The organism is Mesorhizobium sp. M0060 (assembly GCF_040323155.1).
Lineage (GTDB): Bacteria > Pseudomonadota > Alphaproteobacteria > Rhizobiales > Rhizobiaceae > Mesorhizobium.
The window spans coordinates 13,353-36,643 of the sequence record NZ_JAMYUP010000055.1 but is presented as its reverse complement, the minus strand read 5'-3'; the positions used below and the strand labels follow the sequence as shown (position 1 = coordinate 36,643).

The window sequence follows — 23,291 nt, the reverse complement described above, 5'->3', positions numbered from 1 at the left end:
CCTTCTTGGCGCGCGCCTGGATTTCCTTGACGACGGCGGTCACGGCAAGGTCGATGCCGCGCTTGAGGTCCATCGGGTTCATGCCGGCGGCAACGAATTTGGCGCCCTCGCGCAGGATGGAAGCGGCAAGCACCGTGGCGGTGGTGGTGCCGTCGCCGGCAAGGTCGTTGGTCTTCGAGGCCACTTCGCGCACCATCTGCGCGCCCATGTTCTCGAACTTGTCGGAAAGTTCGATTTCCTTGGCCACCGTCACCCCGTCCTTGGTGATGCGCGGCGCGCCATAGGCCTTGTCGATGATGACGTTGCGGCCCTTGGGGCCGAGTGTCACCTTGACGGCGTTGTTGAGGATTTCGACGCCGCGCAGCATGCGGTCACGCGCGTCGGTGGAGAATTTGATTTCCTTGGCAGACATGATTTTTTCCAGTTCGGTTGGTCGTGGCAAGACGCTTGCAGCGCGCCTCAATCAAAGCTTGGAGCGTCCTTTGCGCGCCCCGAGAGCGCGCGCGGCATTCCATTAGGCGGCCTTCTTGGCAGCCACGGTTTTGTCGATGATGCCCATCTCGCTCTTGTCGATGATGCCCATGATGTCGGCCTCCTTCATGATCAGAAGGTCCTCGCCGTCTATCTTGACCTCGGTGCCGGACCATTTGCCGAACAGGATGAGGTCGCCGGCCTTGACGTCGAGCGGGATCAGCGCGCCGCTTTCGTCCCGCGCGCCCGGCCCGACGGCGATCACTTCGCCTTCCTGCGGTTTTTCCTTGGCATTGTCGGGGATGATGATGCCGCCCTTGGATTTGGTGTCGCTTTCGGCGCGCCGAATGACGACGCGATCGTGAAGTGGCCGGAATTTCATGGGGACTCTTTCTGAGGCCGGCTTAGGCGGCCGCCCCTCTCTATAGGCGCCTTGGCACTCGATTGATAGGAGTGCCAAAAAATATTCATAGGGGATGTAAAATATTGAATGTATTATTTTGCCTGGCCATCCCTTGGTGTTCGGGCCTTGCCGAATATTAATGAAATTGAATTTCTGTCTTTGAACACCTATTTTATGGTGAATTCACATTCACGACTTTCGCTGCAAGGGAGATTTTACCGATGGCCGAAGGCAATCAGAACATCATGGAAAAAGCTCAGGCTCGCTTCATGGAAAATCAAAAGAAAACGGCGGAGCGGAACAAAGCAACTGCCGAATATCTCTCGGAGGCCAAGGCCAGGGGCATCAAAACGGCAAGACTGAGAGAATTGCGACTGGCCAAGGAAGAGTCGGACCGCGCGGCGGAAGCTCTGAATCCGGTCGCACCAAAGAAGAAGCGGGCGTCGCGGACAGTCAAGCAGGCCATATCTGCATCGACGGAGGCCAAATCATGAGCCTGACATTTCCCAATCCTAGCCGCAGCTACGACGAGGCAAGCAAACGCATTCGCTTCGTCGGCCATGACGGCATGTTCCAGATTTCCTTCTCTGTCGCTACCGATGCCATCCCCGAAATACAGCCGGGGACGGCGGCCTCCGAAGCCACCTATCTGGCGGCGTTCGACACGGCTTCCAGCTCAATTCATGACGTCGCCAGGAATGCCTATGCCCGTACTCGCAGGAGCATGTACGTGCTGACTGCAGCCGATTTTCGCTAGATCCTTCGCGATCGCTCACACGACGGTTGCTCAGGACTTGCGGTCCGCCTTGGCTCGCCGCTTGACGTCGCGACTGTTCAGCCGATCGACCATCGCGTCCGCATCGCGCGTGTTCATGCCAACCATGAGCTGGTGCTTGAGCTCGACCGGCTGGCCGGTGAAGACATCGAAGACGGTCCAGCTGTGAGGATGCTCCATGCGCAGTGCGTAGCGATTTGCCATCTTGGCGTCCTTTAGTTTCCGCCCGATCGATGAAAGTCGATCGGTCAGGCCTGGGCGATGAAGAATACTGCCGCTAGGACAAGCACCGTCCACAAAACGACGGACAGCTTCAGGGCCAGGCTACCGTGCGCCGAGAGCACCTCCCGAGTGCGGCTCACCAAGCTCTTGATGATCGTCGGACATAGTCGGCGCCGCAATCGCGACCGGCGGCGCCTTGACCCCAAGCTTTCCGAAAACAGGCAGCAGCGATGGCTCGCGCACGAAAACGACCTCGAATGTCTGGAAAACCAGACATCTTCGTAGCACCGTTTTTTCAAACTCCATGCATGCCAAATGAATTCGCGGGTTGGCATCACCCTCAAGGGCGTCTGTGACGCGAAAGGTCGCGGGTTCCAGGAGTAGGACTTATTCCCGAGGTCATGAAGGTACATAATCCGCACGAGACGCGCTGATTCGCGCTTTGCCGGGATGCCGTCATGCAAAGCAGTTATGCTGCAGGGAGGCGCGCGCTGACGCGACGGGCGAGGGGGAAGACAATGACCGCGCCGGCCGTCGAATTGCAGAAGGCCGTATTCGAGGCAGTGAACGGCGATCCCGATTTGTCGGCGGCACTGGGCGACGCAAGATTATTCGACCATGCGCCAGCCAATGTTGCGTTTCCCTACATGACCTTCGGCCGCACCAGCGTCTACGACTGGACAACGGGGACGGAGAACGACGCCGAACAGCTGCTGACGCTGCATGTCTGGTCGAAATCCGAGGCCAGCAAGGAAACGCTCGACATAATGGACCTGGTCAGCACCCGCCTGCGAGATGCGGCGCTCTCGCTTGGCGAGCATCGCCGCGCCCATCTCAAGCTCGAATTCGCCGAAGCCCGCTACGACGAGGACCTTTCGGCCCATCACGGTCTGCTGCGCTTTCGCGCCATGATCGAGGACGACGGCTGACCACCGGGCGCTTCTCGTCGGGTTCATTCGCAAATCGGGCAATTTTGTTCTTGCTTTGTGCCGGCAGCTATGCTATAAATTTGAATATGGTGCTGATTGGCGCCAACGACCTGCCGCCGAGTCGGGTTTTTTGTTTCAGGTTCGGTTCCCTGAATCTGCCATCGGCTGCCCTTGGGCCGGGTGCTTCGTCCTCCCAAATGATCCTGCCCGCCAAATGATACTGTCCCGTTGTCGGCGAAAGATTGGAGGGCTAGGTTAAACTTCGGCTATTTCCCGGGATGGGCGGCGAAATGGCAAATCCGGTAATCTCGCGCTTCAGGGGTGTGGCGGGCATGCATTCGAGCGTTCACCGTTCATATCACGTTCAGCACCGGCGCGTTAGAACGCTGACCATGAAAACCCTTCGCTCCCACGTCCGGACCGCGACACTGGCGCTCTCAGCCGCCGGTCTGCTTGCGTCGCAAGCGATGGCGATCCCCGTTGTCGTGCCCGAGCAGCCGCAGCCGGTCGTCCTCGCCGCGTCCGACTGCTACGCGATCGGCCAGCAGGTGGCCGAGCAGAATGGCGGCACTTTGGCCAAGGCCTCGCAGTCGACACGCGGCGGCCAGCCGGTCTGCATCATCGTCGTGCTCGTTCCGGGCAAGGAAGGGCAGCGTCCGCGTCGCTCGGAGATCGTCGTTCCACTGAACTGAACCGTGCCGTTTCCCAGTCTGCCGGAATCGGCCTATATCTGACCAGCTTCAACAGGCCCTCCTGCATGCGCGTACTCGTCGTCGAAGATGACAAGGATCTCAACCGGCAGATCGGCGACGCGCTGCTCGATGCCGGCTACGTCGTCGACCGCGCTTTCGACGGCGAGGAAGGGCATTTTCTTGGCGACACCGAGCCCTACGATGCGGTCGTACTGGACATCGGCCTGCCGCAGATGGACGGCATCAGCGTGGTCGAGCGCTGGCGCCGCGGCGGCCGCAAGATGCCGGTGCTGATCCTGACGGCACGCGATCGCTGGAGCGATAAGGTCGCCGGCATCGACGCCGGCGCCGACGACTATGTCACCAAGCCTTTCCACATCGAGGAAATCCTGGCCAGGGTGCGGGCCTTGATTCGGCGTGCCGCCGGGCACGCCTCGTCCGAGCTGACCTGCGGGCCGCTGCGCCTCGACACCAAGGCCTCCAAGGCCGATATCGACGGCGTGCCGCTGAAGCTGACCTCGCACGAGTTCCGCCTGCTTGCCTATCTCATGCACCATATGGGCGAGGTCGTATCCCGGACCGAATTGGTCGAGCATCTTTACGATCAGGATTTCAACCGCGATTCCAACACAATCGAGGTCTTTGTCGGACGGCTTCGTAAGAAGATGGGCATCGACATGATCGAAACCGTTCGCGGCATGGGCTACCGCATGCGTGAGCCGGAGGCGTAACGCGGAACCGCTTCCTACAAAACCCGCCGTCTCAAACACGCTGTCGCTGCGGTCATGGCCGCGTTCGCTGGCGTTTCGCGTCATCGCCTTTTCCACGGTCTGGGCGATCCTCACTTTGGTCGTCATCTTCACCTTGATCACCACGCTCTATCGCCAGGCCAGCGAGCGCGGTTTCGACAGCCTGCTTTCGGCGCACCTGTTCAACCTGATCGGCTCGGTCGGCGTTTCCGAAGGCGGCCAGTTGACCGGCGCCCCCGACCTTGGCGATTTGAGGTTCTCGGAGCCGAATTCCGGCTGGTACTGGTCGGTCGAGCCTGCCTCGGAAGGCGTGCACGGCGATCTCCATTCGTCGTCGATGACCAAGGGGATTCCGTCGCCAAGTGTTGCCGAGGTGCCCTTCAATGCCAGCTTCCAGCGCAGTTATTCGGCGGACGGCATCGAAGGCGAGCAACTGGAGGTGTTCGAGAGCGAGTTCGTCCTCGATGCGAAAAACCGCGCCGCGCGCTTCCGTGTCATGGGCAACCAGACCGAGCTCGAGCAGGAAATCGCCACCTTCCAGCGGCGCCTTTTGACCTATCTGTCGCTGTTCGGCGTCGGCATGATCGCCATCAATGCAATCGCCATCCTGCTCGGCCTGCAGCCGCTGCGCCGGGTCAGGAATGCCCTTGCTATGGTGCGCGAAGGAACTGCGCAACGGCTCGACGGCCGCTTCCCGGCCGAGATCGAGCCGCTCGCCAACGAGACCAATGCGCTGATCGAGAACAACAGGCGTATCGTCGAGCGGTCGCGCACGCAGGTCGGCAACCTCGCGCACTCGCTGAAGACGCCGCTCGCCGTGCTGCTCAACGAGGGGCGGGCGCTGGGTGGCGCCAAGGGCCAGCTCATCGCCGAGCAGGCCGCTTCCATGCAGAAGCAGGTCGACCACTATCTGCAACGTGCCCGCGTCGCCGCGCAGCGCGACAGCGTCGTTTTCCGCACGCCGGTCGCGCCGCTGGTCCAGCGCATGGTGCGCGTGCTGCAGAAGCTCAACCCGCGGACCGCGCTCTCGCTCTCGCTGCCGGCCACCGACATCGTCTTTGCCGGCGAACGCGAGGACCTTGAGGAGCTGCTCGGCAATCTGCTCGACAATGCGATGAAATGGGCAAGGAGCGCAGTCGCCGTTTCCGTCAAGCCCATCGCCGGCAGGGAAGGGGCGGCCAATCTGTTCGAGATAGCCATCGAGGATGACGGCCCCGGCATTCCCGAAGACAAGGCGCGCGAGGCATTGCAGCGCGGACGGCGTCTCGACGAGACAAAACCCGGCAGCGGGCTCGGACTTGCCATTGTCGCCGACCTTATCAACGAGTATGGAGGCGTTCTGGCGCTGGAACGATCCGTCATGGGTGGATTGAAGGCGATGGTTCGATTGCGGAGCCTTCAGTAATGCTTTTCCGGGCGGCTGGCTGCGGCCAAATTTCCGATAAACATCGACATTATGGCCGCGCCAGCCTGCTGACAGCGCGGCGGTCCAGCTCAAGAAAGCCGGTATTGGCATGAAGATTCGCGTCGCGCTCGTTTCCGCCCTGCTCGCCGTCTCCGGCTGTACGACGCTCGGCACGGGCTCAGCCGTTACCGTGACACCGGCCGCCACGCCTCCCAGTGACGCCAAGGTCGCGACGACGATCATCGCCGCCATGGGCGGCGGCCTCGTCGGTGGCTCGATCGGCACCGGCTTGAGCGAGACCGAGAAGCGCAGCGCGCTCGAGGCGGAATACAAGGCGCTTGAATATACGGCGAGCGGCCAGAAGGTGGCGTGGAAGAGCGACAGTTCGGCCCATCGCGGCGAAGTTGTCGCCGCCCAGCCCTATCGCGTCGGCTCGCAGGACTGCCGGCAATACACCCATACGGTGTTTGCCGGCGCTGCCGGCGCCACCGCGCGCGGAACCGCCTGTCGCAATGCCGACGGCAGCTGGACCCCGCTGACGTAGCTCGCCGGCCGTTGATACACCGATCCCGGTCCGGCACTATCGATCGGAGCGGTCCCGCCAAAGCGTCGCAGCACGCTTGTGTTGGCAGGGCAAGGGTCTCGTTCTATTGGAAGAGCCATGCTGTTCTGGGTCATAGCCGCAATCCTGACGCTGGGCGCAAGCCTGGCGGTGCTGCTGCCGTTGGCGGGCGAAACAAAGAACACGTCCGCTGCCGGCGATCACGACCTTGAAGTCTATCGCGACCAATTGGCCGAGCTTGACCGCGACGTGGCGCGTGGCCTGATCCGGCCAATGGAGGCCGAAGAGGCGCGCGCCGAGATCGCCCGCCGCATCCTTCGCCTGAGCAATGCCGGCCCGGCCGGCACGACGGCGACACAGCGGTCGACAAGGCTGGTGGCGACCGCTGCCGTGCTGGTGGTTCCGCTGGTTAGCTGGGGCCTTTACGGCCAGCTCGGCTCACCCGACCTGCCGTCGCAGCCGCTCAGCGAACGCCTGGCCAAGAACCCCGCCGACAGCTCGGTGGACGAGCTGGTGGCACGCGCCGAAGCGCACCTTGCGGCCAACCCGTCCGATGGCCGCGGCTGGGACGTGCTGGCGCCGGTCTATCTGCGCATGCAGCGATACGCCGATGCGGTAACCGCGTACCGTAATGCCATTCGCCTTGACGGCGACAGCGCCGCCCGTCAAGCCGGCCTCGGCGAGGCGATCGCCAATGCGGCGGGCGGCATCGTTTCAGCCGACGCCCAGGCTGCTTTCGAGGCGGCGCTGAAGCTCGATCCGGCAAACCCGAAGGCCTCGTTCTATCTCGCCATGGGCTTGGCGCAGGAAGGCCGTACAGCTGAAGCGACGGCGGCTTGGCAAAAGATGCTTGCCGCCTTGCCGCAGGGCTCGCCGTGGCGCGGTGCCGTCGAGCAGGCGCTTGCCGAATCCGCCACACGCAACGTCGCTTCGGGAGCGCCGGCGAAAGGCCCGGGCGCCGAGGATATCGATGCCGCCTCCTCGATGTCGCCGCAGGACCGGCAAGCCATGATCAATACCATGGTCGCCGGCCTCGACGAAAAGCTTCGGCAAAATCCGCGCGACGAGCAAGGATGGATGCAGCTCGTTCGTTCCTATGTCGTGCTGGGCAAGACCGATCAGGCACGCGACGCGCTCAATCGCGGTATTGCCGTCTTTGGCGCCGATAGTGACCAAGCCAAGAAATTCACCGCCTTTGCCGCCTCGCTTGGCGTGACGGCGACGGAGTAGAGAATGACGCGCAAGCAGAAACGGCTGTCGGTGATCGCCGCAGGGCTGGCCTTCCTCGGTGCTGCCACCGGGCTGACCTTCTATGCGCTCGGCCAGAAGGCCTCCTATTTCTACATGCCGGCCGATCTGGCCACCGCCAGCCTTCAGCCCGGCCAGCGCATCAGGCTCGGCGGCCTCGTCGAAAAAGGCACCGTGGAGCGTAGCCAAGGCGCCACCGTCGCCTTTTCGGTCACCGATAACCAGAAGGACGTCAAGGTTACCTATACCGGCATTCTTCCCGACCTTTTCCGGGAAGGGCAGGGTGTGATCACCGAAGGCTCGTTTGGCCCCGACGGCGTCTTTGTCGCCGACAGCGTGCTCGCCAAGCATGACGAGACTTATATGCCCAAGGCGGTAGCCGACGGCCTCAAAGCCAAGGGCGTCTGGCAGGAGAGCAAGAGTGATTAGCGGGTGCGGCGACAATGGTTGAAACCGGACATTTCGCGCTGGTCCTGGCGTTTGCGCTGGCCTTGGTGCAGACGGTGGTGCCGTTGTTCGGTGCGCGCACCGGCAACCAGAAGATGATGGCCGTTGGCGCACCCGCCGCGCTGACCGGCTTTGCCTTGACGGCGCTGTCCTTCGTGGCGCTGGCGACCGCCTATGCAGGCTCCGACTTTTCGGTGGAGAGCGTCTGGGAGAACTCGCATTCGCTGCAGCCGCTGATCTACAAGATCACCGGCACCTGGGGCAATCACGAAGGCTCGATGCTGCTCTGGGTGCTGATCCTGACCTTCTTCGGCGGGCTCGTCGCCGTCTTCGGCGGTAATCTTCCGGCAACGCTTCGGGCCAATGTTCTTGGCGTGCAGGGCGCGATCGGCGCCACCTTCTTGCTGTTCATCCTGACGACGTCGAACCCGTTCGTCAGGCTCAATCCGGCGCCCATCGAGGGCCGCGACCTCAACCCGATCCTGCAGGATCTCGGCCTCGCCATCCACCCGCCGCTGCTCTATCTCGGTTATGTCGGCTTCTCGATCTGCTTTTCCTTCTCGGTCGCCGCCCTCATTGAGGGCCGCATTGACGCATCCTGGGCGCGCTGGGTGCGGCCATGGACGCTGGTCGCCTGGATGTTCCTCACCGGCGGCATCGCCATGGGCTCCTACTGGGCCTATTACGAGCTCGGCTGGGGCGGCTTCTGGTTCTGGGATCCGGTCGAGAACGCGTCCTTCATGCCGTGGCTGGCGGGCACGGCGCTGCTGCATTCGGCAATCGTCATGGAAAAGCGCTCGGCGCTGAAGATCTGGACGCTGCTTCTGGCGATCCTGACATTCTCGCTGTCGCTGCTCGGCACCTTCCTGGTGCGTTCCGGCGTGCTGACCTCGGTCCACGCCTTTGCCACCGACCCAACGCGCGGCGTTTTCATCCTCTGCATCCTGACGCTGTTCATCGGCGGCTCGCTGGCGCTGTTTGCCTTGCGGGCGTCTCGGCTCACAGCCGGCGGGCTGTTTCACCCGATCTCGCGCGAAGGCGCGCTGGTCCTCAACAATCTGTTCCTGACCACCGCCGCCGCCACCGTGCTGATCGGCACACTTTATCCGCTCGCCGTCGAGGCGCTTTCGGCCGACAAGATTTCGGTCGGCGCGCCGTTCTTCAACCTGACATTCGGCCCGCTGATGGTGCCGCTGTTGGTCGTCGTGCCGTTCGGGCCGCTGCTTGCCTGGAAGCGCGGCGACATTTTCGCGGTCGCCCAGCGCCTGATGGCGGCTTTCGCCGCGGCGCTGCTCGCCGTACTGGTGACGGCCTTGTTCATCGATGGCGCATCGGGATTCGCAGCGCTCGGTGTCGGCCTTGCCTTCTGGCTGATCTGCGGTGCGCTCACCGATCTCGCCGTCAAATCCGGCTTCGGCACCGTCGCGCCCGCCACCATGCTCAGGCGCTTCGCCGGCCTGCCGCGCTCGGTCTTCGGCACCGCGCTTGCGCATCTCGGCCTCGGACTGACGACACTCGGCATTGTCGGCACGCTTTGCTTCGGCACCGAAAAAATCCTGTCGATGCATGCCGGCGAGACCGTCGAACTGTCCGGCCACACGCTGCGCTTCGAGGGACTCTACCCGGCCCAGGGGCCGAACTACAGCGAGGTTCGCGGCCGCTTCGCTCTGCTTGACGCCGACGGCAGCGTCACCGGCGAGATCACCTCGGCCAAGCGCTCATACCCGGTGCGCCAGATGACGACGACCGAATCCGGCATCAGGACGATCGGCTTCAGCCAGCTCTATCTTTCGCTTGGCGACGAGGGCAGCGACGGCTCCGTCGTCGTTCGTCTGTGGTGGAAGCCGTTGGTGACACTGATCTGGGGCGGCGGCCTGGTGATGATGGCGGGTGCGGCGATATCGCTGCTCGACCGGCGCCTGCGCGTTGGCGCGCCGTCGCGCCGCAAGCCGGCGGGCGCCGTGCCATCGGCGAGCTCGTCATGAGCCAAAGGGTCACACTGGCCTCGCTGGTCCTGCTGCTAGCGCTGTTGTTCGCCGGCGTCGCGCAGGCGGTCAAACTCGACGAGGTGCTCGCCGACCCGGCGCTCGAGGCAAGGGCGCGCGCTTTGTCGGAAGGCTTGCGCTGCATGGTCTGCCAGAACCAGTCGATCGACGAGTCCGATGCCGATCTCGCCCGCGACCTGCGCATCCTTGTGCGCCAGCGCCTGGTAGCCGGCGACACCGACCGGCAGGTGATGGACTATGTCGTTTCACGCTACGGCGAATTCGTGCTGCTGAAGCCACGCTTCAGCCTGCGCAATGCCTTGCTCTGGGGCACGCCGGTTCTTCTGCTGCTCATTGGCGGGACCTTTATCCTGCTGGCCGCCCGCTCGCGCCGTTCGACGGCTACCAATGCGCTGACCGCCGACGAGCAGGCGGCGTTGGACGCGGTACTCCGTCGCGATTGATCGTAACATTACGAAAGTTTCATGTACCGGAAATGGCGCCGTAATGTGCGGCTCTCTATTTCCTTTGTCGAGGATGCCAATCAAGGGGCGTCCCTTGAAAAGAGGATACGAGAACCATGAATGTTGCCCCCAATTCATATCTTCGCACCCGCAAACGCCTGATGGCCGCAGCCGCATCCCTGGCCATTGCCGGCGCGATCGGCTTTGGCGCCGTTGCCACCGGGACAGCCCCGGTTCTGGCCGACGCCGTTCGTGTCGAGGCACCGCAGGTCCCGAGCTTCGCCGATGTGGTCGAGCGCGTTTCGCCCGCGGTCGTCAGCGTGCGCGTCAAGGCCAAGATCCAGCCGACGGCCGATGACGGTTCCGGCCAGATGGACGACGAGGACGGTTTAGGCAATCTTCCCGACAACCCGCAGCTGCGGCGTTTCTTCCGCGAATTCCGCGGCTTTGGCGACCAAGGCGGCGATCAAGGCGGCCCGAACGGAATGCGCCGTTTCGGACACCGTGACCGCAACAACGACCAGCCGCGGCCGGTGGCGCAAGGGTCCGGCTTCTTCATCTCCGATGACGGCTATCTCGTCACCAACAACCACGTCGTCGAGGAAGGCACCGCCTTCACCGTGGTGACCAATGACGGCAAGGAGCTTGACGCCAAGCTGATCGGCACCGATCCGCGCACCGATCTCGCCGTGCTCAAGGTCGATGACGGCAGCAAGTTCACTTATGTCGACTTCGCCGATGATTCCAAGGTTCGCGTCGGCGACTGGGTGGTGGCTGTCGGCAATCCGTTCGGCCTCGGCGGCACGGTTACCGCCGGCATCGTCTCGGCCCGCGGCCGCGATATCGGCGCCGGCCCCTATGACGACTTCATCCAGATCGACGCCTCGGTGAACCGCGGCAATTCGGGCGGCCCGACCTTCAACCTCAACGGCCAGGTCGTCGGCATCAACACCGCGATCTTCTCGCCGTCGGGCGGCAGTGTCGGCATTGCTTTCGACATTCCCGCTTCGACCGCCAAGCAGGTCGTGCAGGATCTGATGAAGAACGGCACCGTCCAGCGCGGCTGGCTCGGCGTCGAAATCCAGCCGGTCACCCCCGAAATCGCCGAGTCGCTTGGCCTTGGGTCCGGCAAGGGCGCGCTCGTTGCCAGCGCGCAGGACAACGGTCCCGGCAAGAAGGCCGGCATCACCGCCGGTGACGTGATCACCCAGGTGGACGGCAAGGACGTTGCTTCGCCGAAGGAACTCGCCCGTCTGATCGGCGCTTACCCGCCCGGCAAATCGGTCGACGTCACGGTGTGGCGCAACGGCAAGAGCGAGGCGGTCAAAGTCGACCTTGGCAAGCTGCCGTCGAGCGACAAGCAGGCCTCGGCCGACCAGCAGCCTGCCCCTCGGCCGAAAACCGACACGCTGGCCGATCTCGGCCTGACCGTCACCGAGTCCGACAATGGCAAGGGCCTTGTGGTGACCGACGTCGACCCCGACAGCGATGCCGCCGATCGCGGCATCCAGCCCGGCGATGTCATCACCTCCGTCAATTCGATGGAAGTGACCGGCACCGGCGACGTCGACAAGGCGATGGCCGATGCGGTGAAGTCAGGCCGCAAGGCGGTGCTGATGCAGATCACCCGCGACGACAGCAACCGCTTCATCGCGCTGCCTGTCGCCAAGGGCTAATAACCGGTTCGACTTTTCCGGTGCGGCGGTTTTCAACACCCCCGAGCCGCCGCACGGGAAAGCACGGGGCCTGAATGCGTTAGTCAGTCATCGTGTTCCGCCCCAGCGGCAGCGGGCTTCCCATCGTCCGCTGCCGCTCGAACAAACATGTCGCTCAAAAGCGTGAAGCGGTTTTGGGACAACGACATGCTCAAGCAAGAAGCACGTCGCTTTCCTCGGGCTTGACCGAGGATGCGAAGCGGCTTTGGGGCAACGGCATTCTAAAACAAAGACTTACCGCGTATCCTTGAATCACTTTGTTCGCGATACGCCATGGTGAAGGCCACGATGCATATGCCGGCCACTCAATCTTCCAGCGAAATCGCGTATAACGGCTCTATGAAGATTCTCGTCATAGAAGACGATCGCGAGGCGGCCGACTACCTGCAGAAGGCGTTCGCCGAGGCCGGGCATACGGCCCATGTCGCCGGAGACGGCGAAACCGGCTTCGCGCTCGCTGATTCCGGCGACTATGACGTCATGGTCGTCGACCGCATGATGCCGCGTCGCGACGGCCTGTCGGTCATTGCCGGGCTGAGATCCCGGGGCAATACGACGCCCGTGCTGATCCTGTCGGCCCTCGGCGAAGTCGACGACCGAGTCACCGGTCTGCGCGCCGGCGGCGACGACTATCTGACCAAGCCCTATGCCTTTTCCGAACTGCTCGCCCGCGTCGAGGTGCTGAACCGCCGCGCCAGCGCCAGGGAGGCCGAAACCGTCTACCGGGTCGGCGATCTCGAACTCGACCGGCTGTCGCATTCGGTGCGGCGCGCCGGGCGCGAGATAACGCTTCAGCCGCGCGAGTTCCGCCTGCTCGAATATTTGATGCGCCATGCCGGCCAGGTGGTGACGCGCACCATGCTGCTCGAAAACGTCTGGGACTACCATTTCGATCCGCAGACCAACGTGATCGACGTTCATATCTCGCGGCTGCGGGGCAAGATCGAGAAGGGCTTCGACAAGCCGATCCTGCACACGGTTCGCGGCGCCGGCTACATGCTGAAAAGCGGCTAGAACCCCATGGCTCTTTCCGTGCCGGCCATCATGAAGACGACGGCAGCGCGGCTTTCGGCGCTCTATCTTCTGCTTTTTGCGCTTTGCGCGGTGTTGCTCGTCTTGTACATGACCTCGCTGTCGGCGCGCATGCTGACCGCCCAGACGCAGGAGACGATCAACGACGAGGTGCTCGGCCTTGCCCGTGCCTATCAGCGCGGCGGCCTGCCGGTGCTGGTCCGCGTCGTCGAGCAGCGCTCCCGCCAGCCCGGCGCCAATCTCTATCTGATCGCCGATGCCAACGGCCAGATCCTGACGGGCAACGTGCAGAGCCTGGAGCCGGGCGTGATCGAGGCCGAGGGCTGGACCACCGAACCGTTCTCCTACCGTCGCTTCGGCGAGGGCGAGCTCGAGCGGCAGCGCAACCCGGTCTCCGACCCGAACGAGCCCGCCCAGAGCGAAGTGCAGGCCGAAGGCGAGAAGGGCCACAACGCCATTGCCCTGGTGCTGCGCCTGCCCAACCAGATGATCATGCTGGTCGGCCGCGACCTCGGCGAGCCGGAGCGCTTCCGTGCCGTCATTCGCCGCGCTTTGATGCTGGCGCTCGGCATGATGGGCGTCGGCGGGCTGCTGATCTGGTTCTTCGTCGGGCGCGCGGCGCTGAAGCGCATCGACAGCGTCTCGGAGGCGAGCCGCCGAATCATGGGCGGCGACCTTTCCGGCCGGCTGCCGGTCACCGGCGCCGGCGACGAGTTCGACCGGCTGTCGGAAAACCTCAATTCCATGCTGGCCAGGATCGCCACGCTCAACGAGGGCCTGAAGCAGGTCTCCGACAACATCGCCCACGATCTGAAAACGCCGCTGACCAGGCTGCGCAACCGCGCCGAAGCGACGCTTTCCGGCAAATACAACACCAGCGACTATCGGCAGGCTCTGGAAGGAACGATCGCCGAATCCGATCAGCTGATAAAGACCTTCAATGCCATCCTGATGATCTCGCGACTGGAGGCCGGCTATTCCTCCGAAAGCACCACCAGGGTCGACCTGGCCGCTGCCGTGCGCGACGTCGTCGAACTCTACGAGCCGGTGGCGGAGGAGGCGGGCGTGACGCTCGAAACCTCGGTGCAAGGTTCCTTCGCCGTCAACGGCAATCGCGAGCTAATCGGCCAGGCGCTGTCCAACATCGTCGACAACGCGATCAAATATTCGACCGACTCGACCTCCAGGCCTACGGTTCGCGTGACGCTGGAGCGTATCGGTGGCGAGATCAGGCTCGCCGTTTCCGACAACGGCCAGGGCATTCCCGACGATGTCGACCGCGCCAGGGTGACCGAGCGTTTCGTGCGGCTGGAAAAGAGCCGCTCGCAGCCGGGCTCCGGCCTAGGCTTGAGCCTCGCCAAGGCGATCATGACGTTCCACAATGGACGGCTTGAGCTTCTGCCCGGCAATCCTGGATTGTCCGTCGTCATGAGTTTTCCTGGGCGGGAGGATCACTGATGGTGGCGCGGGTGGTAGCGCGACGCCTCGAAACGGATTGGCTTTTAAAGCCGGCGGTAAAGCTCGCTCCGCTGGATGAAAGCCGCGCCAGGCAGGAATTGTCGGTGATCGCCGACGCCGCGCGGCAAGAACAACTGCCACGGCTGGCGAAATTTCTGGCAGGCAAGGGGGTCGTCCAGGATTTTCTTGCCGCCGTGTTCGACCTATCGCCGTTCCTGCGCGACACCGCACGCCGCCGGCCGCGAATCCTCGACGCGCTTTTTGACGAGACGGTCGAGACGCGGCTGTCGTCGATCGGCGCCGCGGTCGACAAGGCCGCACGGGCGGAAGCCGTCTCCGAAAGCAGCCTGATGATGGAGCTGCGCCAATGCAAGGCGGAGGCGCATTTCCTGATCGCTTTGGCCGATCTCGCCGGCGAGGCCGAGACCTCGCTGACGGTGCGGCGACTGAGCGACCTTGCCGACGCCTGCACGCGTGCGGCTGTCGATTTCCTGCTCCGCGACGCGCATGAGCAAGGCAAGCTCAGTTTGCCGGATCCCAAAAATCCGGCGCGACGCTCGGGCTGGATCCTGCTCGGCATGGGCAAGCTCGGCGCGCATGAGCTGAACTTCTCATCCGACATCGACCTCATCGCCTTCTTCGACCCCGATGCGCCTGCCGTCGTCGATCCGCTCGATGCAACCGAGCTGTTTTCGCGCCTGACCCGCCGGCTGGTTCGCATTCTCCAGGACCGCACCGAGCACGGTTACGTCTTCCGCACCGATCTCCGGCTTCGTCCCGATCCCGGCTCGACGCCGCTGGCGATCCCGGTCGAGGCGGCACTGCGCTACTATGAGGCGCGCGGCCAGAACTGGGAGCGCGCCGCCATGATCAAGGCGCGCCCGGTGGCCGGCGATCTTGCCGCCGGCGCCGCGTTCCTGAAGGAGCTCCAGCCCTATATCTGGCGCAAATACATGGACTATGCGGCGATCGCCGACGTCCACTCGATCAAGCGCCAGATCCACGCCCACAAGGGCCATGGCGAGGTCGCGGTCAAAGGCCACAACGTCAAGCTCGGCCGCGGCGGCATCCGCGAGATCGAGTTCTTCGTCCAGACCCAGCAGCTCATCGCCGGCGGCCGCTTTCCCGAATTGCGCGGCCGCGAGACCGTACCGATGCTCGGCGAACTTTCCGCGCGCGCCTGGATCACCGCCGATGCGCGCGATGCGCTCACCAGGCAGTACTGGTTCCTGCGCCGCGTCGAGCATGCCATCCAGATGGTTGCCGACGAGCAGACGCACATCCTGCCGGAAGACGAAGAGGGGCTGGAGCGCGTCGCCCGCATGCTGGGCTTTGCCGATGCGGCAGGCTTTGCGGAGGCATTCCGTGCGGCGCTGCACCAGGTCGAGCGCCACTATGCAGCGCTGTTCGAAACCGCGCCGGAGCTTTCGGCCGGCATCGGCAATCTGGTCTTTACCGGCGACGTCGACGATCCCGACACCTTGCGGACCCTGCAGCGCCTCGGCTTCCAGCGGCCGAGCGACATCTGCCGGGTCATCCGCGGCTGGCACTTCGGCCGCTACCGCGTCACCCGGTCGGCGGAGGCGCGCGAGCGGCTGACGGAACTGACGCCGGCACTGCTGCAGGGCTTCGGCCAGACGCGGCGGGCCGACGAGGCGGTGATCCGCTTCGACGAATTCCTTGCCGGCCTGCCTGCCGGCATCCAGCTGTTTTCGCTGCTGCAGTCGAACCCGGCTTTGCTGAAGCTGATGGCGACGATCATGGGTGCGGCACCGCGGCTGGCCGCCATCATCACGCGCCGGCCCCATGTCTTCGACGGCCTGCTCGATCCGGCACTGCTGAGCGAACTGCCCAACCGCGCCTATCTGTCGGCGCGCCTTGCCGCCTTCCTCGAAGGCGACAGGGCCTATGAAGACGTGCTCGACCGACTGCGCATCTTTGCTTCGGAGCAGAAGTTCCTGATCGGCGTCAGGCTGCTTGCCGGGTCAATCGATCCGCCCCGCGCCGGTCGCGCTTTTTCCGATCTCGCCGATCTGACCATCGAAGCGGCATTGCAGGCGGTGACGGCCGAATTCGCGCTGCGTCATGGCCGTATTGCCGGCGGCAGGGTCGCACTGCTCGGCATGGGCAAACTCGGCAGCCGCGAATTGACGGCGGGTTCCGACGTCGACCTCATCCTGCTCTACGATCACGACGCCGATGCCGATGAGTCCGACGGCGACAAGCCGCTCGCCCCGTCGCATTACTACAGTCGGCTGACGCAGCGGCTGATCGCCGCCGTTTCAGCGCCGACGGCCGAGGGCGTGCTCTACGAGCTCGACCTTCGCCTGCGGCCGTCCGGCAACAAGGGGCCGGTGGCCACGCATGTCGATGCCTTCAAGAAGTATCAGCGCCAGGACGCCTGGACATGGGAGCATATGGCGCTGGCGCGAGCCCGCACGATCGGCGGCGATGCCGAGCTCTGCCGCGAGGTCGAGGGGGAAGTAGCGGCAGTGCTCGCTCTGTCGCGCGATCCAGCCAAGGTGATGGCCGAGGCATCGGAGATGCGCGCCATGGTCGACAAGGAGAAGCCGCCGCGTGATCTCTGGGACATCAAGCTGATCCCGGGCGGCCTCATCGATCTCGAATTCATCGCCCAGGTTGCGGTGATCACGGGAAAGATCGAGGCAGGCCGCAGGGCCACCGGCACGGCTGACATCCTGTCGCGCCTGGCGCCGGATTTCGCCGACGCCCAGGTCAGGCAGGAACTGGTGGATGCCTATTCGCTCTATCTGGCGCTGACCCAGATGATACGGCTTTGCCTCACCGGCGCGTTCGAACGCGACGACGTTCCGCCGGGGCTTTCGGATCTGCTTCTGGCGGTCACCGACCTGCCGGATTTCGGTGTGCTGGAAGCACACCTCAAGGAGACGTCGCAGAAGGTCAGAAAGGATTTTGCCCTTTTGCTTCGTGCGAAACGGTCATGACGGCAACTCGCCCTACGATCGTTTCGGACAGCATCGGGGGTGACGATGCAACAGGAGAAGACCATGAGAAAGACAACCAGACTTGCACTCGTTTTCGCGGCCCTGGCCGGCGCCGTCGGGACCGCGGCCTACGCGGACGAGCTTTCCGGCGCCGGGCCGCGCGACGGCATGATGATGCGCCTCGACAAGGTCATGAAGGACAATGACGGCACCATCACCTTCGACCAGTTCTCCGACGCCATGAACGCGCGGCTGAAGAAGATGGTCGCCGACAATGGCGGCAAGCTGACCGTGGCACAGCTCGCCGACGCGCTGGAGAAGGGGCGCTTCGAGCAGATGGCCAAGCGCATCGTCGCCCGCTACGACACCAAGGGCGACGGCACGCTGACGACCGACGACATCACAAGCCGCCAGAAGAAGGTCTTCGCCATGCTCGACCGCAACAATAACGGCAAGATCGAGAAGAACGAACTGCCGAAGGGTCCCGGCCGTCACCGTCAATGGGACGGCGAGGGCAATGATGGCGCTGACGGCATGCAGTGAGAATGACAACCGCTCCGGCGGCGTGAGCCGCCGGAGCCTTATCTTGTCGTTCAGGCGGCCTTGACCGCCTGTGGGGCTTTCTTAATCGGGATCCGCACCGAGACGATCGTGCCGACGCCTTCGGTCGAGCGGATCTTCAAGGCGCCGCCCTGCAGCTCGGCCAGCGAACGCGAGATGGCGAGACCGAGGCCGGAACCGGCATGGCTCTTGGAGAACTGGTTCTGCACCTGTTCGAACGGCCGCCCGAGCTTGCTCAGCGCCTCCTTCGGGATGCCGCAGCCATTGTCCTCGATCGTCAGGATCAGCGCGCTGGAAATGCTGCGGGCTCTGACCGCAATGTGGCCGCCTTGCCCGGTGAACTTCACCGCATTGGACAACAGGTTGATGAGGATCTGCTTGATCGCCCTGCGGTCGGCGAACAGCGTCAGTGAATCGGCGATGCGGGTTTCGACGGTGATCGACTTTTCCGCTGCCTGCAGCGAGACAACGCGAACCGTCTCCCTGATCAGCGGACAGAGATCGATTTCTTCCTGATCCAGCGAGAACTGGCCGGCCTCGATCTTCGACATGTCGAGGATATCGTTGATGACGCCGAGAAGATATTTGCCGCTGCCGTTGATGTCGGTGGCATACTCTTCGTAGCGCGGCGAACCCAGCGGCCCGAACAGCCTCCGTTCCATCAGTTCCGAAAAGCCGATGATCGCATTGAGCGGAGTGCGTAATTCGTGTGACATGTTGGCCAGGAATTCGGATTTGGCCCGGTTCGCCGCTTCGGCCCGCTCGGTTTCCTTCATGTATTTGCGGTTGAGCTCGACGAGTTCGCGGGCCCGTTCCTCTTCCGCCCGACGGGCAAGGCTGAGGTCATGGATCGTTGCCATCAAACGGCGCTCGCTGTCGACCAGCTTCTCCTGGTGCAGCTTGATCTGGGTGATGTCGGAGCCGACGGAGACGGTGCCGCCGTCCCTTGTCCGCAACTCGTTCACCTGCAGCCAGCGGCCGTCGGCAAGCTGGCGCTCGAAGGTCACGCCTCCCTGCGGTCCGTTGGTATTGGCAAGCCGCCGCTCCGATGCGAAGGCCAGCATGCGTTCTTCGAGCACGGCGCGCGGGGCCCCCGGCATCACATCGCGATCCGACAGGCCATTGTCCTGCTGGTATTTGGAATTGCACATGATCAGGCGCTCGGACGAATCCCACAGCACGAAGGATTCGTTGATGTTTTCGATGGCTGTCCGCAGGCGCAGGTCCGCTGCCTCGGAGCGCAGCGCCAGGTGCCGCTGCTCGGTAACATCGACGGCGATGCCGATCAGCTGGATCTCCGGCGCTTCCGGGTCGATAACCTGCGCTCTCGCGCGCATCCAGACCCATTGTCCGTCGGCATGGCGCATCCTGAACACCTGGTCGATGTGGTCGATCTCGCGGCCGACGATCCTGTTGGCGAGTTCGAACAAATCGCCGTCCTCGGGATGGATGATTTCGTCGACTTCGCCGAACGACAGCATCGTGTCGCAGGGTTCGTAACCCAGCATGTCGTACATCGAGCGCGACCAGTACATCTTGCCGCGCACCATGTCCCAGTCCCACAGGCCACAACGGCCGCGCACCAGCGCCATATCGATGCGCTGGTGGGCTTCGAGATAGATGCGGTCGGCGGCCTGGGCGCGCGCCGCCTGGCCGAAATAAGCGTAGAGGATGATGATCAGCACGCCGGCCGTCAGCACGAACAGCGTGACGTTGAGCGAGACCGTCTTGCGCCAGGCGTCAAAAACTGCCTCCTGCGGCACAAAGGCCGCTGCGGAACCTTTTCGGCCATTCGCCAGGCTCACGGCCGCATACCAGTCCTGTCCGCCGATGCTGACCTCCATCACCCCGGCACGATCGCCGAACATAAACAAAGGCTGCCCGCCCTGCACGACGCCATCGAGCGATCGCCCGTCCCAGTGCATCGATTGCGGTGATACGGCAATGATCCTGAAAGCGCTGTCGGTGATCGCCAGCACGTGGCTCCGGCCCATGGCGCCCTGACGGCTGGTGCTCTCCAGCAGGTCCTGGATCGCGCCGGGTGCAGATACCACGGTCGCATCGGCGGCGATCGAGCTGGCCAGTTGGCCCGCTGCCAGCGCAAGGATCGCCTTGGCGTCGCGCTCTATCTCGTCGCGCTCGTTCATCAGCGACAGGAAGCGCAGTACCGCGATGATCAACAGAAAGATGATGATGAGGGCCGGTATCGAACGACGCAGCAGCGGCTCGGCCGCCAGCAGCCGTCGGTAGGCAGGCTCGGCGATGAGCCGCGTATTGCCGGCAAGACCGTCGCTTCGCGCCTCGCGCCGCTCAAAAGCCGTCCCACCGGGCGCGCCCCACGCGTCCGCCTTCGCCATAAATGGCACTCCCCGATTTTCAATCTGCTTGACGATCCGGCAACGCCGCACTTCCGAATCGTCAGTAAAGAATCAAACGTGATTCGCCTTGTCCAGAGGCGCAGCCAAAAAAGATTAAAAATCGACTAAAATAATGGGTTTCTCGGGCGGGACGGCATTGTGGCGGTGAGCCGGCGGGTTATCAGGCGAGAGTGCGCTCGACGATGTCTCGCAAATCGGCCGACAGCTTCTCGGCATTGGCGATCGAAAGCAGCGCCTCCCTTGCCTTGGCTTGCCGCACCGGTTCGAGCGAGCGCCACGACCTGAGCGCCGTCGCCAGCCTGGCGGCCACCTGCGGGTTGCGTTTTTCGACCTGCAGCACCGTTTCGACGAAAAGCCGGTAGCCCTCGCCGTCGGCGCTATGGAAGCCGGTCTGGTTGGCGCTGGAAAACGTGCCGATGAGCGAGCGCACCCGGTTCGGGTTGGCCATCGAGAACGCCGGATGTCCGGTCAAGGCGCGCACCGCGTCGACAGTTTGCGGGCCGGGCACGCTGGCCTGGATCTGGAACCATTTGTCCATGACCAGCGCATCGGTTGCATATTTCGCCTCGAAGTCGACCAGCGCCCTGGTCGCCTCCGGTGAGCCGTGGTGACGGTGCGCAAGCACGGTCAATGCCGCGGCCCGGTCGGTCATGTTGGTCGCCGATTGGAAGTGCCGGGCGGCGAGCTCCGCACCTCCCGGCAGCAAGGAGAGATAATCCAGCAGGACGTTGCGCAGCGCCCGCCGCCCGGCACTGGCCGCGTCCGGGCTGAACGGACCATTGTCGGCAAGCCGATCGTAAAGCTTGGAGAATATCTCGCCGTTGGTCTCGGCCATCGCAACCGCCAACGCCTCGCGCGCCGAGAAAACGGCGTCGGGGTCGATGTTCTTGCCGATGTCGCGAGCGATATCGGCCTCGCCGGGCAGCGCCAGCGCCAGCGCCCGATAGGCGGGTTCGAGTGCTTCGTCGCCGGCTATCTTGCCGGCAAGCTCGGTCAGCCGGGCGCTGAACTCGGGTTGCCTGTGGTCCAGGATCTGACGGAAGGCAGCAATCAGCGCATCGGTCAAAAGCGTATTGAACGCCTGCCAGCGCGAGAAGGCGTCGCTGTCGTGGCCGGCCAGGAAGAACTGGTCGTCGGGCCGCTGTTCGACCGAAAGCGTTACCGGCGCCGAAAAGCCGCGGTTGAGCGACATGGCCGGACGTTTGGCAATTCCCGAAAAGCGCACGACGTGGCGGCGTTTGCGGATATGGATGACGCCGTCCTCGACGTTCGCCCCTTCGACGCCGCTATAGGCTATTGCCTCGCCGCTGGCGCCGACCAGGCCGAAGGCAAGCGGAATGTGCATCAGCCGCTTGCGGCTTTCCGACGGCGTTGGCGGCACCGACTGCTCGATTTCGAGCGTGAATTCCTGCGCTGCCGGATTGTGCGCCGAACTGACGGTCAGGTTCGGCGTGCCCGCCTGATGATACCACAGCGAAAACTGCGACAGGTCGCGACCCGAGACATCCTCGAACACCTTGACGAAATCCTCGATCGTCGCCGCATCGCCGTCGTGACGCTCGAAATAGAGGTCCATGCCGGCGCGGAACGTCTCGGCGCCGAGGATGGTGTGGATCATGCGCACGACTTCTGAGCCCTTTTCGTAGACCGTCGCCGTGTAGAAATTGTTGATCTCGCGATAGCGGCGCGGCCGCACCGGATGCGCCAGCGGCCCCTGGTCCTCGGGAAACTGATGGGCGCGCAGCGTACGCACCTCGGCGATGCGTTTGACGGCGCGCGAGCGCTGATCGGCGGAGAATTCGTGGTCGCGGAAAACGGTCAGGCCTTCCTTCAGGCAAAGCTGGAACCAGTCACGGCAAGTGATTCTGTTACCTGTCCAATTGTGGAAATACTCATGCGCGATGATGGCCTCTATATTGGCGAAATCGGCATCGGTCGCGGTTTCCTGGTCGGCCAGCACATACTTGTCGTTGAAGATGTTGAGACCCTTGTTCTCCATCGCGCCCATATTGAAGTCGGACACGGCGACGATGTTGAAGACATCGAGGTCGTATTCGCGGCCAAACGCCTCCTCGTCCCATTTCATCGACCGCTTCAAGGCGTCCATGGCGTAGCCGGCGAGTCTCTCCTTGCCCGGCTCGACATAGATGCCGAGCTCCACCCTGCGGCCGGACAGGGTGACGAAGCTGTCCGAGATCTTGCCAAGGTCGCCCGCCACCAGCGCAAACAAATAGGACGGCTTGGGGAAAGGGTCGTGCCAGACCGCATAGTGCCAGCCGTCGGCAAGCTCGCCGCTGCCGGCGGGGTTGCCGTTGGACAAAAGCAGCGGCGCTTCATGGCGTTGAGCCTCGATGCGCACCGTATAGACCGACAGGATATCGGGGCGGTCGAGGAAATAGGTGATGCGGCGAAAGCCCTCGGCCTCGCACTGTGTGCAATAGACATTGCTGGAGCGATAGAGGCCCATCAGCGCTTCATTCAGTGCCGGCGCCAGCACAGTTTCGATGACTAGCTGGAAGCGGCTTGCCGCGGACGGCCTGATGATCGTCAGTTGATCGGGCGTGGCGAGAAAATCTGCCGGGCTCGGTTCCTGGCCGTCGATCGTCACGCGGCTGAGCGTCAACCCGTCGCCATCCAGCACCAGCGGCGCCGAGGCCGCAATCCCGTCGCGGCGTTCGACGGTCAGCACGGCGGTGACGTGCGTTGCTTCAGGCGAAAGGCGGAAAGTCAGGCTAATTTCCGGAATGAGATAGTCGCTGGGGCGGTAGTCTTCGAGCTTGAAGACCTGGCCGGTATCGGTGCGCATTCCCTGGTTTTTCCTGTCGATCC

General features: G+C 63.6%; 21 protein-coding genes. 16 read left to right on the top strand and 5 right to left on the bottom strand.

Annotated features, from left to right (window positions below; translation table 11 throughout):
- Both NKJ94_RS30350 and NKJ94_RS30345 read right to left on the bottom strand, forming a co-directional pair.
- A partial coding sequence (locus NKJ94_RS30350; RefSeq protein ID WP_352530533.1) for a TCP-1/cpn60 chaperonin family protein occupies window positions 1–412 on the bottom strand: 412 nt, incomplete at its 3' end.
- A gap of 102 nt (window positions 413–514) precedes the next feature.
- Complete coding sequence (locus NKJ94_RS30345; protein ID WP_352530531.1) at window positions 515–853, bottom strand: co-chaperone GroES; 339 nt, start codon at window positions 851–853, stop codon at window positions 515–517.
- A 242-nt stretch (window positions 854–1,095) separates the two neighbouring features.
- Here NKJ94_RS30345 and NKJ94_RS30340 point away from each other — a divergent pair, with 242 nt between their 5' ends.
- Entirely contained in the window at window positions 1,096–1,368 is a 273-nt protein-coding gene (locus NKJ94_RS30340) for a hypothetical protein (RefSeq protein ID WP_352530529.1), read from the top strand.
- Entirely contained in the window at window positions 1,365–1,631 is a 267-nt protein-coding gene (locus tag NKJ94_RS30335; RefSeq protein ID WP_352530527.1) for a DUF1488 family protein, read from the top strand. Before NKJ94_RS30340 ends, NKJ94_RS30335 begins: the two co-directional genes overlap by 4 nt.
- Window positions 1,632–1,661: 30 nt before the next feature.
- Here NKJ94_RS30335 and NKJ94_RS30330 read toward each other — a convergent pair whose 3' ends face one another.
- Window positions 1,662–1,853, bottom strand: coding sequence for a hypothetical protein (locus tag NKJ94_RS30330; protein WP_352530525.1), 192 nt, complete (start codon window positions 1,851–1,853; stop codon window positions 1,662–1,664).
- A gap of 536 nt (window positions 1,854–2,389) precedes the next feature.
- On the opposite strand from NKJ94_RS30330, the gene NKJ94_RS30325 reads away from it, so the two are divergent.
- The 14 genes from NKJ94_RS30325 (at window position 2,390) to NKJ94_RS30260 (ending at window position 18,066) form a co-directional block, all read left to right on the top strand.
- Window positions 2,390–2,800, top strand: coding sequence for a DUF3168 domain-containing protein (locus NKJ94_RS30325; protein ID WP_352530523.1), 411 nt, complete (start codon window positions 2,390–2,392; stop codon window positions 2,798–2,800).
- Window positions 2,801–3,192: 392 nt separating this feature from the next.
- On the top strand, window positions 3,193–3,492 hold the full coding sequence (locus NKJ94_RS30320) for a hypothetical protein (RefSeq protein ID WP_352530521.1): 300 nt from the start codon (window positions 3,193–3,195) through the stop codon (window positions 3,490–3,492).
- A 65-nt stretch (window positions 3,493–3,557) separates the two neighbouring features.
- Window positions 3,558–4,223 (top strand): response regulator transcription factor, encoded by a 666-nt coding sequence (locus NKJ94_RS30315; RefSeq protein WP_352530519.1) that lies wholly within the window; start codon window positions 3,558–3,560, stop codon window positions 4,221–4,223.
- Window positions 4,207–5,646 carry an ATP-binding protein gene (locus tag NKJ94_RS30310; protein ID WP_352530517.1) on the top strand — a complete coding sequence of 480 codons (1,440 nt, stop codon included), beginning with the start codon at window positions 4,207–4,209 and terminating at the stop codon, window positions 5,644–5,646. Before NKJ94_RS30315 ends, NKJ94_RS30310 begins: the two co-directional genes overlap by 17 nt.
- Window positions 5,647–5,755: 109 nt before the next feature.
- Window positions 5,756–6,190 carry an RT0821/Lpp0805 family surface protein gene (locus NKJ94_RS30305; protein WP_352530515.1) on the top strand — a complete coding sequence of 145 codons (435 nt, stop codon included), beginning with the start codon at window positions 5,756–5,758 and terminating at the stop codon, window positions 6,188–6,190.
- Window positions 6,191–6,307: 117 nt separating this feature from the next.
- The gene (ccmI, locus tag NKJ94_RS30300; protein WP_352530513.1) at window positions 6,308–7,438 is read left to right on the top strand and encodes a c-type cytochrome biogenesis protein CcmI; all 1,131 of its coding nucleotides are present in this window, start codon (window positions 6,308–6,310) and stop codon (window positions 7,436–7,438) included.
- A gap of 3 nt (window positions 7,439–7,441) precedes the next feature.
- Complete coding sequence (ccmE, locus tag NKJ94_RS30295; RefSeq protein WP_352530511.1) at window positions 7,442–7,885, top strand: cytochrome c maturation protein CcmE; 444 nt, start codon at window positions 7,442–7,444, stop codon at window positions 7,883–7,885.
- Between the two features lie 14 nt (window positions 7,886–7,899).
- Complete coding sequence (locus NKJ94_RS30290; RefSeq protein ID WP_352530509.1) at window positions 7,900–9,888, top strand: heme lyase CcmF/NrfE family subunit; 1,989 nt, start codon at window positions 7,900–7,902, stop codon at window positions 9,886–9,888.
- A complete protein-coding gene (locus tag NKJ94_RS30285; RefSeq protein WP_352530507.1) occupies window positions 9,885–10,352 on the top strand; it encodes a cytochrome c-type biogenesis protein in 468 nt (155 codons plus the stop codon). Before NKJ94_RS30290 ends, NKJ94_RS30285 begins: the two co-directional genes overlap by 4 nt.
- A 116-nt stretch (window positions 10,353–10,468) precedes the next feature.
- Window positions 10,469–12,028, top strand: coding sequence for a Do family serine endopeptidase (locus NKJ94_RS30280; protein WP_352530505.1), 1,560 nt, complete (start codon window positions 10,469–10,471; stop codon window positions 12,026–12,028).
- Window positions 12,029–12,406: 378 nt separating this feature from the next.
- Window positions 12,407–13,081 (top strand): response regulator transcription factor, encoded by a 675-nt coding sequence (locus tag NKJ94_RS30275; RefSeq protein ID WP_254819962.1) that lies wholly within the window; start codon window positions 12,407–12,409, stop codon window positions 13,079–13,081.
- A gap of 6 nt (window positions 13,082–13,087) precedes the next feature.
- A complete protein-coding gene (locus tag NKJ94_RS30270; RefSeq protein WP_352530503.1) occupies window positions 13,088–14,557 on the top strand; it encodes a sensor histidine kinase in 1,470 nt (489 codons plus the stop codon).
- On the top strand, window positions 14,557–17,523 hold the full coding sequence (locus NKJ94_RS30265; RefSeq protein WP_352530501.1) for a bifunctional [glutamine synthetase] adenylyltransferase/[glutamine synthetase]-adenylyl-L-tyrosine phosphorylase: 2,967 nt from the start codon (window positions 14,557–14,559) through the stop codon (window positions 17,521–17,523). The genes NKJ94_RS30270 and NKJ94_RS30265 overlap by 1 nt, the downstream gene beginning before the upstream one ends.
- Before the next feature lie 63 nt (window positions 17,524–17,586).
- Window positions 17,587–18,066, top strand: a complete 480-nt coding sequence (locus tag NKJ94_RS30260) for an EF-hand domain-containing protein (protein ID WP_352530499.1) — start codon at window positions 17,587–17,589, stop codon at window positions 18,064–18,066.
- Between the two features lie 50 nt (window positions 18,067–18,116).
- Here NKJ94_RS30260 and NKJ94_RS30255 read toward each other — a convergent pair whose 3' ends face one another.
- Window positions 18,117–20,441: a PAS domain-containing sensor histidine kinase gene (locus NKJ94_RS30255; RefSeq protein WP_352530497.1), complete on the bottom strand. Its 2,325-nt coding sequence runs from the start codon at window positions 20,439–20,441 to the stop codon at window positions 18,117–18,119.
- 181 nt (window positions 20,442–20,622) lie between these two features.
- A complete protein-coding gene (gene pepN, locus NKJ94_RS30250) occupies window positions 20,623–23,268 on the bottom strand; it encodes an aminopeptidase N (protein ID WP_352530495.1) in 2,646 nt (881 codons plus the stop codon).
- Between the last annotated feature and the right edge of the window lie 23 nt (window positions 23,269–23,291).